The following is a 13,722-nucleotide window of genomic DNA, read 5'->3' as shown; positions in this document are numbered from 1 at the left end:
CAGAGCCTCGCCAAGGGCGCGCGGATGCATGGCGCGCGGATAGTCGAGGGCGTGCGGGTGACGGGCTTCGGCATGGCGGGCAACCGGATCGTGAGCGTGAAGACCACGCAAGGCGAGATCGCCTGCGAAAAGGTCGTCAACTGTGCCGGGCAGTGGGCGCGGCAGGTCGGCGCGATGGCGGGTATCAACGTGGCCCTGCAACCGGTCAGGCACCAGTATATCGTCACCGAGCAGATCGCGGGGCTCGCCGCCGATGCGCCGACGATCCGCGACCCCGACCGTCGCACCTACTTCAAGGAGGAAGTGGGCGGCCTCGTCATGGGCGGCTATGAGCCCGACCCGCAGCCCTGGACCACCGGCGATGTGCCCGACGACTGGGAGTTCCGGCTTTTCGACGACGATTTCGATCATTTCGAGCAGCACATGGATCAGGCGATCGCCCGCATCCCGGCGCTCGCCGAGGCGGGCGTCAAGCAGATGATCAATGGGCCGGAAAGCTTCACCCCGGACGGGAACTTCATCCTCGGTTCCGCCCCGGAATGCGCCAACATGTATGTCGGCGCCGGCTTCAACGCCTTTGGCATCGCATCCGGGGGCGGCGCGGGCTGGGTGCTGGCCGACTGGGTGATGACGGGCGAGGCGCCGCTCGACCTCTGGACCGTGGACATCCGCCGCTTCTCCGGCATGCACCGCGACCGCGACTGGGTCCGCGACCGCACCTGCGAGGCATACGGCAAGCATTACACCATCGGGTTTCCGCATGAGGAATACGAAAGCGGCCGGCCGCGCATCGTCTCGCCGCTCTATGACCGGCTGAAGGCGCATCGCGCCGTCTTCGGATCGAAGCTCGGCTGGGAACGGCCGAACTGGTTCGCGCCGGAGGGGAGGGAGGCGAAGGACGTCAATTCGATGGGGCGGCAGAACTGGTTTGATGCCGTGGGAGAAGAGCACAGGCATGTGCGCGAGGCCGTGGGCATCTTCGACCAGTCCTCCTTCGCCAAGTACGAGGTGAGCGGGGCGGATGCGGCGCGCGCCCTCGATTTCGTCTTTGCCGCAGACGTGACGAAGGCGCCGGGGCGGCTGACCTATACCCAGGCGCTCAACTCGCGCGGCGGGATCGAATGCGACCTGACGGTGGCGCGGCTGGCGGAGGATCGCTTCTACCTCGTCACGGGGACGGGGTTCCGTACCCATGACCTCGCCTGGATCGCCGAGCATCTGCCCGCGGGGGACGTGGCGATCCGCGACATCACCGAGGATTGGGGGGTGCTGTCGCTGATGGGACCCCTGGCGCGCGGTGTGCTGGCACGGGTGACGGAGGCGGATCTGTCGAACGCGGCCTTCCCGTTCGGCCACGTGCGGGAAATCGGGATCGCGGGGGCCACGGTGCGGGCGCTGCGCGTGACCTATGTGGGCGAGCTCGGCTGGGAACTGCATGTGCCGCTGGCCGCCACGGGCCGGGTCTTCGACGCACTGATGGCGGCGGGCGCGGGCGCGGGCATCCGGCCGGTGGGCTACCGGGCGCTGGAATCCTTGCGGCTGGAGAAGGGCTATCGGGCCTGGTCCTCGGACATCACGCCGAACGACACGCCTTTCGAGGCGGGGCTCGGCTGGGCGGTGAAGATGCGCCGGAACGCCGATTTCATCGGCCGCGGGGCGTTGGAAGCCGTCGCAGGCCAGCCGCTGAAGAAGCGGCTCGCGGGCTTCACGCTGGAGGATCCGGCCGCCGTGCTGGTCGGGCGCGAGACGATCCTCAGGAACGGCGAGACCGTGGGTTACCTGACCTCGGGCGGCTACGGCTACACGGTCGGGAAGTCCATCGGTTTCGGCTATGTGCGCAACGCGGATGGAGTGAGCGACGACTACCTGACCTCGGGCAGCTACGAACTGGTCGTCGCCAACGAGCGCTTTGCGGCGCGGCTCGCGCTCGCGCCGCTCTACGACCCTGAAAACCTCAAGGTGAAGGCATGAAGTCCGACCGTCACGCGAGAATCGTCATCATCGGCGCCGGCGCGATCGGCACGGCCATCGCCTATCACCTCGCGCGTCAGGGCGAGCGCGACGTGCTGGTCCTGGAAAAGGCGCAGGTGACGCACGGCTCCACCTGGCACGCGGCAGGGCTTGTCGGCCAACTGCGCGGCAAGCGGGCGCTCACGCGGCTGATGCAGAACTCCGTCGCGGTGTTCGACCGGCTCGGGGCCGAATCCGGCATGGCGACCGACTGGAAGAAGGTGGGTTCGCTGCGCCTTGCCGCGTCCGAGGCGCGATGGAGCGAGATCCGCCGCTCGGTCCAGCTTGCGAAGAGCTTCGGCTTCGAGGCGCATCTCGTCTCGCCCGACGAGGCGAAGCGGATGTTCCCCCATATCGAGAAGACGGGCGTCGTCGGGGCCGCCTGGATCCCGACCGACGGATATATCGACCCCTATGCGGTCACGATGGCCTTCGCGGCAAGCGCGCGCAGGGCTGGTGTCCGGATCGAGGAGGGCGTGACAGTTTCCGGCATTCCCGTGAAGGGCCGCCGGGCGCTGGGCGTCGTCACCGACCACGGCACGGTTTCGGCCGACATCGTCGTGAACGCCGCGGGCTACTGGGCGCGGCGCGTCGGCGCGATGGCGGGGGTGGCGGTGGCCGCGGGTGTCGTCGAGCACCAGTACTTCGTCACCGAAAAGGGACTCGACATAGCGGACGATCTGACGACCCTGCGCGACCCCGACCACAACTTCTATCTGAAGCCGGACGTGGGTGGCTCCTTTGCCATCGGCGGGTGGGAGGAGGGGACTCGCACACTCTGGAACCAGTGGCCGCCCTTCGACTTCGCCCGAGAGCTTTTTCCCGCGAACATGGAGCGGCTGGAGCTTTTCGCCCTGCCCGCCGCCGAACGGCTGCCGATCCTGAACGAGATCGGCATCAGGACCGTGATCAATGGCCCGATTCCGGTTTCGGCGGACGGCGAGCCGATCATGGGTCTCGCGCCGGAACTCGACAACTTCTACCTCGCCTGCGGCTTCACCGCGGGCATCGCGGCCTCCGGCGGTGCGGGCGAGGCGATGGCGAACTGGATCGTGAACGGCGATCCCGGCCTCGACCTCTGGCCCTTCGACGCCCGCCGGTTCGGTGCCCCCCATGCCCGCGCCTCCTGGCTCTCCGCCCGGGCGCAGGAGGCCTATGCCGCCTATTACAAGGTCCACTGGCCAGGCGAGGAACACCATGCCGGCCGCGGCCTGCGCCGCTCCTCTCTCTACGAGCCCTTGAAGAGCGCGGGTGCCGTGTTCGGCGCGCGCTTCGGCTGGGAGCGGGCGAACTGGTTCACGACCTCGGACCCAGCCGCGACCGACACCCCGAGTTTCGAGGGCACGCCCGGCTGGCATGACGCTGTCGCCGCCGAGGTGCGGGCGATCCGTACTGGCGTCGCGCTGATCGACCAGACCTCGTTCGCGAAGTTCGAGCTTTCGGGGCCGGGTGCGCAGGCAGCGCTGAACCGGATCGCGGCGGCAGACATATCTGGGACGCCGGGCCGGGCGATCTACACCCAGCTTCTGAACGACAAGGGCGGGATCGAGGCCGACCTCACCATCCTGCACCGGGGCGCGGAGGATTTCCTGATCGTCACCGGATCGGGCTTCGGCGTGCGCGACGCCAACTGGATCAGCCGGCACCTGCCCGAGGGGCTCGCGCTTCGCGACGTGACGAATGCCCACGCGGTTCTCAATCTCTGCGGGCCGAAGGCGCGTGACGTGCTGGCATCCGTCACCGATGCGGACGTCACGAACGCGGCCTTCCCGTTTCTCGCGGCGCGCGAAATCGTGATCGGCCAGGCGCCCGCGCTTGCCGTGCGCGTGGGCTATGTGGGCGAGCTTGGCTGGGAGCTTTACGTCCCGACCGACTATGCCGGCCACGTCTACGAGACGCTGAAGGCGGCCGGCGCGGCGCATGGCATCCAAGATGCCGGCTACCGCGCCATCGAAAGCTGCCGGCTGGAGAAGGGTTATCTCTACTGGTCGGCGGACATCACGCCGGAGACGACGCCGCTGGACGCGGGCCTCGGCTTCGCGGTGGCGATGGGCAAGGGTGAGTTCACCGGCCGCGCCGCACTTGCGGCCCTCGGCGCTCCGAAGCGACGGCTGGTGACACTCTCGGTCGAGGGCTTCGCCCCGTTCCTTTCGGGTGAAACGGTCCTGCACGAGGGCCGCCCCGTCGCGTCGCTGACCTCCGCCGGATACGGCCATCACCTCGGCCGGACCATCGGCTTCGCCTATCTGCCGGTCGAACTGGCTGGGGCGGAGGGTTTCACCATCGAGGCTTTCGGCAAGCCCTACGCCGCGACACGCGGCCCGCGCTGCCTCTACGACGCGAAGATGGAAAGGCTGAAGGCATGAGCGACATCGACCGTGCCCGCGCGGCGATCGCCAGAATCCCGGCGCTGAAGGACAGGGTCGAGCCGGAGCGGCTCGGCGGGCTCACCAACCTCGTCTACCGGGTGGGCGATCTCTGCCTGCGCATCCCCGGAGCCGGTACCGAGGAATACATCGACCGCGCGAACGAGGCGGTCGCGGCACGGGAGGCGGCGCGGGCGGGGGTGAGCCCCGAAGTGATCCATGCCGACCCCGGGACCGGCGTCATGGTGACCCGTTTCATCGAAGGCGCCGTGACGATGGACCCGGCGGCATTCCGCACCCGAACGGGCGCGCCGGCGCGCGCCGCCGAGGCATTCCGCCGGCTGCACCGCTCGGGCGCCGTCTTCCCGTTCCGCTTCGAGCTCTTCGCCATGATCGACGAGTACCTGCGCATCCTCGCCACGAAGGACGTGGCCCTGCCGGAAGGCTACCACGGCGTCGTGGCCGAGGCCGGCGCGGTGCGTGCGGCGCTGGCCGCGCAGCCCCTGCCGCTCGCGCCCTGCCATTGCGATCCCCTGTGCGAGAACTTCCTCGACACCGGCCTGCGCATGTGGATCGTGGACTGGGAATACTCCGGCATGAACGACCCGATGTGGGATCTGGGCGACCTGTCGGTCGAGGCGCAGTTCGACGAAGGTCAGGAGGAAGAGATGCTGCGGGCCTATTTCGGCGGGGCGCCCTCGGCCCGCGACCGTGGCAGGGTGGTCCTCTACAAGGCGATGTGCGATCTGCTCTGGACGCTCTGGGGCCTGATCCAGCTTGCGAACGGCAATCCGGCCGACGATTTCCGCGCCTATGCCGAGACGCGCTTCGCGCGCTGCAAGGCGTTGATGGCCGAGCCGGCCTTCGCGCGGCACCTCGCCGCCGTCGCCGGCTGATCTCAGGTCCGCGCCCGGTTGAGGCGGCTGGACAGGAGATCGCCGGTCTCCTCGAGGATCGGGTAGGCGATCATGGTGATCGCGGAGTTCACCTGTTTCAGCGCCCGCAGCGTTTCCTGGTGGACGTTCGAGGTTTCGATGCTCTCGCTCAGCCCCATCTTCAGCCGGTCGAGATGCGACCGCTGCAGCGCCTGTTCGAGGTCGCGCACCCGGTCCTTCTCCTCGACGAGGGCGCGGGCTGCGTCGGGGTTCAGCGTCATCAGCACGTTGAGCCCGGCCTGGACGTTCGCGAGCACGCGGTCATGGAAATCGCGGATTTCGCGCCAGCCGGTATCAGAGAACACGGTGCCGTTCCGGTCCAGCCGCTGGGCGAGTCCCAGCATCGTGTCGGCGATGGCGTTGCCCGCGGTCTCAAGGTTCACCGCCATGTCCGCCAGCTCCAGCGCCCGGTCCGACACGTCCTCGTCCTTCAGGTTGCGCTGGAGCTTTGCAAGGTAAAGCTTTATGGAGATGTGCATATTGTCGATCTCCGTTTCCTTTGCGCGGATCGCGTCGGCAACGCCGTCGCTCCAGGTCGCATAGAGCCCGATGACCGAGCGCAGCATTGCCTCCACCGCCTCGCCCATCTGAAGAAGCTCCCGCGCGGCGCAGGCGAGCGCGCGGTTCGGATCGGCGAGCGCTGCGGAGTCAAGGGCACTCGTCCGGGCAAGGCCCGGCGTTTCGGCGGGTTCGCGGACCCAGCGCGAGGCGAGCGCAAGCATCGGCCCGACGAGCGGCAGGGCGAGGATCACGACGGCGAAGTTGAAGACGAGATGGAGGTTGATCACCTGTTGCGCAGGCCCGCTTCCGAGCCGGTCGAGCGACGGGGCGAAGGCAGAGAAGGCAAGGAGCGTTGCCACCGCGCCGCCCCCGCGCAGGACAAGGTTGGAAACGACGGCGCGCCGCGCCCCGGTGGAGGTTCGCGGCGTCAGCATGAAGGCGGTGACGCTGCCGCCGAGATTCGCGCCGAGCACCAGCGCGGCGGCGGCGGACACCGGCAGGATGCCCTGTGCCGCGAGCGTCACGAAGAAGAGCACCGCCGCGACCGAGGAGAGGACGCCCCAGGCAAAGAGCGCGCCGATGACGAAGGCCGTCACGGGGTCGCGGCCGAGGTAGGACATGGCCGCGGCCACGGCGCGGCTGTCCGACAGGGGCTCGGTGGCCGTTCGGATCATCGTCAGCGAGACGAAGATCAGGGCGAGCCCGATCAGTACCCGCCCCGCCATGCGCCATTCGCGGCTCTGGGACTTCAGGAACAGCGCGACCCCGGCGAGCAGGATCACCGGCACCAGCCAGTCGGCGCGCGTTAGAAGGATGCGTACCACGATGGCCGAGCCGAGGTCAGCGCCGAGGAGGATGGCGAGACCCGACGCGGTGGCCAGCGTCCCGGCCGCCACGAAGTTCGCCGTCAGGACTGCGACGGCGGTGGAACTTTGCAGCCCGACGGCAGCGGCCGTCCCGGCCAGCGCCGCGGCGAAGCGGTTGTTGCCGCTCTGGCGCAGAAGCCGCCGGAGCGGCACGGCCCAGCCGCGCTCGACTCCTGTCCTGACGAGGCGAACCGCCCAGATGAGGAGTGCCGCGGCCCCCGCGACATGGAGGACAAAGAGGAGAGGGGAGGTTTCGGGCACGTCGTCGGTCCGCCATGAGTCGTTGCGTCATCAAACTGTCACAAAACATTTACAATCCGCCAGCCCATCCCTTGCGGCAGGACGAGGGCACCAATTGACCCATGGGCGCGGGCACGCACAAATAGCACAAAGAGGGGACCATGGCCTTCACATTGCGCCAGCTTCAGTTCTTCGTCGCCGCTGCCGAGGCGGGAAGCGTGTCGGGCGCGGCGCGGGCGCTGTCGATCTCGCAGTCGTCGGTGACGGAGGCGATCCAGTCGCTGGAGGCCGATCTCGGCGTGACGCTGTTCGATCGGCGCGCGCGCGGGCTCGACCTCACGCACAAGGGCTCGCTCTTCCTGCGCCATGCGACGCAGATCCTCGGCGATGTCTCCAACGCACGGATGGCGTTTCAGGAGGACGCAGGCCAAATGGCGGGCCGGCTGTCGCTCGGTGTGACCTCGCTGGTGGCGGGCTACGTGCTGTCGGACATCCTCTCGCGGTTCCGCCGCGCCTGGCCGCAGGTGGAGCTTTCGGCGATCGAGGACAATGGCGACTACCTGCAACACCTTCTGATCGGCGGAGAACTCGACGTGGCGGTGATGCTGACCTCCTCGATCCGCGACCGGGCGGCGATGCATGTTGAATCGCTCCTCGTTTCGCCCTACCGGCTCTGGCTGCCGCTCGGCCATCCCCTGACGGATGCCGAGTCGATTTCGCTCGACCAGCTTGCCGGCGAGCCGCTGATCCTGCTCACGGTGGACGAGATCGAGGAAAGCACACGCAGGCTCATGGCCGCGATGTCGGTCAGGCCCGACATCGCCTTCCGCACGCGATCGGTGGAGGCGGTGCGGAGCCTCGTCGCCACCGGTGCGGGCGTGGCGCTCCTGCCGTCGCTGGTTTACCGGCCCTGGTCGCTCGAAGGCGACCGGATCGAGATCCGCGACGTTTCCGGCGACCTTCCCTCGGTGCAGGTCGGGCTCTGCTGGCGCAAGGGCGCGCCGCTCTCGACCGTCGCCCGCGCCTTCATCCGGGCTGCCCAGGGGGCCGTCCCGGAGCGTTGAAGTATCGGATTTTCCGAAGGCATATATCTATCTTTTGATATTGCGATTGATGATCCCCGGTCGCACAGTCGGCGCAGCGCGGGCGCGGGGGGCGCTGCGCTTTCCTTTTGGGAGGATGGCAAGATGAGCATGTCGGTGTCGCGTGCGCTTCGCGGGGTTGCGCTGCCCGTCGCGGTGGTGTGGGGCTTTGCCGCCTCGGCGCAGGATGCGCTTACCGTTGTCGACGGCTACCTGGCGGCATGGAACGCCCATGACAGCGCCGCCGCCGCGGAGTTTTTCGCCGACGGGGTCGTGTACTACGATGCCTCGGTCGGCACCCCGGTCGAGGGGCGCGACGCAGCAAAGACCCAGGTGATCGACGCCTTCCTCAATGCCGCGCCGGATGCCGTCTGGACGCGCGATGGCGAAGCGATCGTCAGCGACGGCGCCGTCGCCTTCGAATGGACGTTCGGCGGCACCAACAGTGGCGACTGGGCCGACGGGACCAAAGCCACCGGCAAGAGCTTCAGCTTCCACGGCATGTCGCTCTTCCGCGTCGAGGAGGGCAAGATCGTCCGCCAGTCCGACTACTACGACGCGCTCGGCTTCTACAAGCAACTGGGCCTGATGTAACCGGCCCGCGACAGGAGAGGTAACACGATGACGAAACGGTTCCTGATGACGACCGCGGCACTGGCGCTGGCGTCGGCCGGCGCGGCCTCGGCGCAGATGACGGCGGTCGGCGACGGCGAAGGGCAGGTCGATATCGTCGCCTGGCCGGGCTACATCGAACGTGGCGAGACCGACAAGGCCTTCGACTGGGTGACCAAGTTCGAGGAGGCGACAGGCTGCAAGGTCAACATCAAGACCGCCAACACCTCCGACGAGATGGTGGCGCTGATGAACGAGGGCGGCTTCGACCTCGTGACCGCCTCCGGCGACGCCTCGCTGAGGCTCGTCGCGGGCAAGCGGGTGCAGGCGATCAACACCGACCTCATCCCCTCCTGGTCGAAGGTCGACGATCGGCTGAAGGACGCGCCCTGGTTCACTGTGGACGGGGTCCACTACGGCGTTCCCTACCAGTGGGGACCGAACGTGCTGATGTACAACACCGAGGTCTTCCCCGAGGCGCCGACTTCCTGGTCGGTCGTCTTCGAGGAGCAGACGCTGCCCGACGGCAAGTCCAACAAGGGCCGCGTGCAGGCCTATGACGGGCCGATCCACGTGGCCGACGCCGCGCAGTACCTGATGAAGCACAAGCCTGAACTCGGCATCACCTCGCCCTACGAGCTCAACGAGGATCAGTACAAGGCCGCGCTCGACCTCCTGCGTCAGCAGCGGGAGCTTGTCAGCCGCTACTGGCACGACGCCTTCATCCAGATGGACGACTTCAAGAACGAGGGCGTGGTCGCTTCCGGGTCCTGGCCCTTCCAGGTGAACCTCCTGAAGTCCGAGGGGCTGCCGATCTCCTCCACGATCCCCGAAGAGGGGGCGACCGGCTGGGCCGACACGACGATGATGCATGCAGAGGCGCCGCACCCGAACTGCGCCTACAAGTGGATGGAGCATACGCTTTCCTCGAACCTGCAATCCGATCTCTCGGTCTGGTTCGGCGCCAACCCGGTCGTGCCGGCCGCCTGCACCGACGGGTCGGGGATGCAGACCGCCGAGGGCTGCACCGCCAACGGCATGGACGACTTCGAGAGAATCCGCTTCTGGACCACGCCCGTCGCCAACTGTTCGCAGGGCGAGGGTGCCTGCGTGCCCTACTACCGCTGGGTTTCCGACTACATCGGCGTGATCGGCGGCCGCTGACCCATACCACAGTCCCGGGACCAACCGGGGCCACCACGTACTCCCCCGGCCCTGCGCCGGGGGACATTTCCCGGATTTTCGCAATGACACCCGCCGTCGAATTCCAGTCCGTGTCGCGCCACTTCGGAGCGGTGAAAGCCGTGGATCGGGTCGATCTGACCATCGCGGAGGGGTCCTTCTTCGCCATGCTCGGTCCGTCCGGTTCCGGCAAGACGACGTGCCTCAGGCTCATCTCGGGCTTCGAGATGCCGACCTCCGGCGCGGTCCGCATCTTCGGCGAGGACATGGGGACGGTGCCGCCCAACCGCCGGCACGTGAACACCGTCTTTCAGGATTACGCGCTCTTTCCGCACATGAGTGTGCGGGAAAACGTCGCCTACGGGCTGATGGTGAAGGGTGTGGACCGGCGCAGCCGCGAGGCCCGCGCCGAGGAGATGCTTGCCCTGGTGAAGCTCGACGGCTTCGGCGGGCGCAGGCCCGCGCAGCTTTCTGGCGGGCAGCGGCAGCGTGTGGCGCTCGCCCGCGCGCTCGTCAACGAGCCGCGGGTGCTGCTTCTGGACGAGCCCTTGGGGGCCCTCGACCTCAAGCTCCGCGAGGCGATGCAGGATGAGTTGAAGTCCTTGCAGCAACGCCTTGGAATCACGTTTGTCTTTGTCACTCACGATCAGGGCGAGGCGCTCTCCATGGCGGACCGCGTTGCGGTCTTCAACGAAGGTCGGGTGGCGCAGGTCGGTACGCCCGAAGACATCTACGAGCGCCCTGCGACGCGCTTCGTGGCCGATTTCGTCGGCTCCTCCAACGTGCTCGCCCCTGCGGTGACCGAAGCCTTCGGCGGGCCTCGGGCCTGGGCGAGCCTTCGGCCGGAGGCGATCCGCCTGGCGCCCGGTGGGAGGGTCCGCGGTACCGTCACCGGCGCGCGCTACCTCGGCGCGGGCACCCGGCTCGAGGTGCGGACCGGGGCGCTGCCGAGGACACCGTCGGACCACCACGACGGCGGGATCGCGGTTCTGGTCCCCGCAGGCGCGGCGGTGCCCGGGGTCGGTGCCGAGGTCGCGCTCGACTGGGACGCGGGCGCGCTGCATCTCATGGGCGAAGAGCCATGAGCGGGGCCGCCCACCCCGCGCGGGGGCCGGGCGACCGGCTCACCGGCCTCTTCTGGCGGCGGCCGAAGCTCCTGACGGCGCTCCTCCTCCTGCCGCCGCTTCTCTGGCTCGGGGTCGTCTACATCGGCTCGCTAGTCGCGCTTCTGGTCCAGAGTTTCTATTCGATCGACCAGTTCTCCGGCCTTGTTGTCCCCGACTTCACGCTGAAGACCTATGCCGAGCTTCTGATCCCGTCGAATTTCGACATCATCGTCCGCACCGTGGCGATGGCGGCGGCGGTGACGCTGGCCTCGGTCGTCCTGGCCTTCCCCGTCGCCTATTTCGCGGCGCGCTATGCGAAGGGGCGGTGGAAGGCGGTCTTCTACCTCGGGATCATGCTGCCGCTCTGGTCCAGCTACCTCGTGAAGGTCTATGCCTGGAAGCTGATCCTCGCCAAGGAGGGGATCGTCACCTGGGCGGCCGAGGGGATCGGCGCCGGGAATCTTCTGAACGCGGTGCTGGCGCTGCCGGTGATTGGCGGGAATTCGCTTTCCACGAGCTACATCGGCACCTTCCTCGTCTTTCTCTACGTCTGGCTGCCCTACATGATCCTGCCGATGCAGGCATCGCTCGAACGGGTGCCGACCTCGATGCTCGAAGCCTCTGCCGACCTTGGCGCGGGCAACTGGCGGACGCTGAGAAGCGTGATCCTGCCGCTTGCCCTGCCGGGGGTGATCGCCGGCTCCATCTTCACCTTCTCGCTGACGCTCGGCGACTACATCATCCCGCAGATCGTCGGCTCCAGCCGCTTCTTCATCGGCCAGGCAGTCTACAGCCTGCAGGGCACGGCCGGGAACATCCCGCTGGCAGCCGCCTTCGCGGTCGTGCCAATCGCCATCATGCTGGTCTACCTGACCATCGCGCGGAAGATGGGGGCCTTCGATGCACTCTGACGCGCGCCCGCCGCTCGCCCTCACCCTCGCCGCGATCGGCGGGCTCCTCTTCCTGCACATGCCGATCGTGCTGATCTTCCTCTATGCCTTCACGACCGAGGACCGCAGCTACCAGTTCCCGCCGCCGGGGCTGACGACGGAGTGGTTCGCAGTCGCCTGGAACCGCGCGGACATCTGGCCGCCGCTCTACCTGTCGCTGCGGGTGGCGGCGCTCTCCTCCGGCCTCGCGCTCGTCCTCGGGACGCTCTGCGCGGCTGCGATGGCGCGGGCGCGCTTCTTCGGGCGCGACACGATCTCGCTTCTCGTGGTGCTGCCGATCGCCCTGCCAGGCATCATCACCGGCATGTCGCTCAGGTCGGCCTTCGCCATCGGCGATATCCCGTTTTCCACCTTCACCATCGTCCTCGGCCACGCCACCTTCTGCATCGTCATCGTCTACAACAACGCCGTGGCGCGGTTCCGCCGCCTCGGTGCCTCGATGCTGGAAGCCTCGGCAGATCTCGGCGCGAACTCGTTCCAGACCTTCCGGCACGTGATCCTTCCCAACCTCGGTTCGGCGCTGCTCGCCGGCGGGATGCTCGCCTTCGCGCTCAGCTTCGACGAGGTCATCGTCACGACCTTCACCGCCGGACAGCAGTCCACCCTGCCGATCTGGATGCTGAACGAACTCGTCCGGCCGCGTCAACGGCCGGTCACCAACGTGGTGGCGATCGTCGTCTTCGTGGCGACCTTCCTGCCGATCCTCGCAGCCTATTACCTCACCCGCGGGGCTGAAGAGACCGCGGGCGGGGGCAAATGAAAGGGAGAGCCCCATGACCATGCAATTCGACACCGGCCTTCTCATCGGCGGCGCCTTCGAACCGGGACAGGAGCAGGGCGAGAAGGTGCTGAACCCGCGCACGGGCGAGCTGATCCTCGACCTGGCGGAGGCGTCGACCGATCAGGTTGACCGCGCGGTGGCCGCGGCGAATGCCGCTTTCGGCGGCTGGTCGCGCACGACGCCGGCCGAGCGGTCGGCGGCCCTTCTCGCCATCGCGGACCGGATCGAGGCCGAGGCGGACGGCTTCGCGGCGCTGGAAGCCCTGAACTGCGGCAAGCCGATCAACGCGGCCCGCGGCGACGAGATCCCGGCCATCGTCGATTGCTTCCGCTTCTTCGCGGGTGCCGTGCGCTGCCAGCACGGGTCCATCGCGGGCGAATACCTCGCCGGCCATACCTCGATGATCCGCCGCGATGCGGTGGGGGTCGTCGCGTCCATCGCGCCCTGGAACTATCCCCTGATGATGATGGCGTGGAAACTCGCCCCGGCCATCGGCGGCGGCAACACGGTGGTCTTCAAGCCTTCGGAACAGACGCCGCTGACGGCGCTGAAGCTTGCAAGAATTCTCGCCGAGGTGCTGCCCGAGGGCGTGGTGAACGTTCTTCCCGGGCGGGGAGAGACGGTGGGCAACTATCTCATCAATCATCGCGGCGTGGACATGATCTCGCTCACCGGCGACGTGGCGACGGGCAAGAAGATGCTGGATGCGGCGGCGAAGACCGTGAAGCGGACGCATCTGGAACTCGGCGGCAAGGCGCCGGTCGTGGTCTTCGACGACGCCGATGTCGCGGAGGTCGTCGAGGGGCTGAGGGCCTTCGGATACTACAACGCCGGTCAGGACTGCACGGCGGCCTGCCGGATATATGCGGGCAGGAAGGTCTACGACAACCTCGTGGCCGACCTGACTGCGGCCGTCTCCTCGATTGCCCTTGGCAACGAGGACGACACGACGAACGAGATCGGCCCCCTGATCTCGCTCCGCCAGCGCGACCGGGTGGCGTCATTCGTGGAGCGTGCGCGCGAGCAGAGCCATATAGCTGTCACCACCGGAGGCGAGGTGATGGGCAACGGCGGCTTCTACTACCGGCCGA

General features: G+C 67.9%; 11 protein-coding genes. 10 read left to right on the top strand and 1 reads right to left on the bottom strand.

The features are described from left to right. From ACMUOO_RS13815 to ACMUOO_RS13805, 3 genes are all read left to right on the top strand, one after another. Positions 1–1,971 (top strand): GcvT family protein (locus ACMUOO_RS13815; RefSeq protein WP_413855562.1); only part of this gene is annotated, 1,971 nt, incomplete at its 5' end. Continuing rightward, a complete protein-coding gene (locus tag ACMUOO_RS13810) occupies positions 1,968–4,376 on the top strand; it encodes a GcvT family protein (RefSeq protein WP_301918974.1) in 2,409 nt (802 codons plus the stop codon). The genes ACMUOO_RS13815 and ACMUOO_RS13810, both read left to right, overlap by 4 nt. Continuing rightward, positions 4,373–5,272 (top strand): choline/ethanolamine kinase family protein, encoded by a 900-nt coding sequence (locus ACMUOO_RS13805; RefSeq protein ID WP_301918973.1) that lies wholly within the window; start codon positions 4,373–4,375, stop codon positions 5,270–5,272. The genes ACMUOO_RS13810 and ACMUOO_RS13805 overlap by 4 nt, the downstream gene beginning before the upstream one ends. A gap of 2 nt (positions 5,273–5,274) precedes the next feature. On the opposite strand, the gene ACMUOO_RS13800 is transcribed toward ACMUOO_RS13805, so the two are convergent. Further along, positions 5,275–6,939, bottom strand: coding sequence for a Na/Pi cotransporter family protein (locus tag ACMUOO_RS13800; protein WP_301918972.1), 1,665 nt, complete (start codon positions 6,937–6,939; stop codon positions 5,275–5,277). A gap of 140 nt (positions 6,940–7,079) precedes the next feature. Here ACMUOO_RS13800 and ACMUOO_RS13795 point away from each other — a divergent pair, with 140 nt between their 5' ends. The 7 genes from ACMUOO_RS13795 to ACMUOO_RS13765 all read left to right on the top strand — a co-directional run. Continuing rightward, entirely contained in the window at positions 7,080–7,982 is a 903-nt protein-coding gene (locus ACMUOO_RS13795) for a LysR family transcriptional regulator (RefSeq protein ID WP_301918971.1), read from the top strand. Positions 7,983–8,105: 123 nt separating this feature from the next. After that, positions 8,106–8,594, top strand: coding sequence for an ester cyclase (locus tag ACMUOO_RS13790; RefSeq protein WP_301918970.1), 489 nt, complete (start codon positions 8,106–8,108; stop codon positions 8,592–8,594). A gap of 27 nt (positions 8,595–8,621) precedes the next feature. Further along, positions 8,622–9,776: an ABC transporter substrate-binding protein gene (locus ACMUOO_RS13785; protein WP_301918969.1), complete on the top strand. Its 1,155-nt coding sequence runs from the start codon at positions 8,622–8,624 to the stop codon at positions 9,774–9,776. A gap of 83 nt (positions 9,777–9,859) precedes the next feature. Next, positions 9,860–10,879: an ABC transporter ATP-binding protein gene (locus ACMUOO_RS13780; RefSeq protein ID WP_301918968.1), complete on the top strand. Its 1,020-nt coding sequence runs from the start codon at positions 9,860–9,862 to the stop codon at positions 10,877–10,879. Beyond that, entirely contained in the window at positions 10,876–11,811 is a 936-nt protein-coding gene (locus tag ACMUOO_RS13775) for an ABC transporter permease (RefSeq protein ID WP_301918967.1), read from the top strand. The genes ACMUOO_RS13780 and ACMUOO_RS13775 overlap by 4 nt, the downstream gene beginning before the upstream one ends. Then, entirely contained in the window at positions 11,801–12,610 is an 810-nt protein-coding gene (locus ACMUOO_RS13770) for an ABC transporter permease (RefSeq protein ID WP_301918966.1), read from the top strand. Before ACMUOO_RS13775 ends, ACMUOO_RS13770 begins: the two co-directional genes overlap by 11 nt. A 13-nt stretch (positions 12,611–12,623) precedes the next feature. Next, the coding region (locus ACMUOO_RS13765; RefSeq protein ID WP_413855558.1) for an aldehyde dehydrogenase family protein at positions 12,624–13,722 on the top strand (1,099 nt) is incomplete at its 3' end.

It is taken from the genome of Albidovulum sp. (assembly GCF_041919395.1).
Taxonomy (GTDB): Bacteria; Pseudomonadota; Alphaproteobacteria; order Rhodobacterales; family Rhodobacteraceae; genus Albidovulum.
This window is presented reverse-complemented; position numbering and strand designations above follow the sequence as displayed.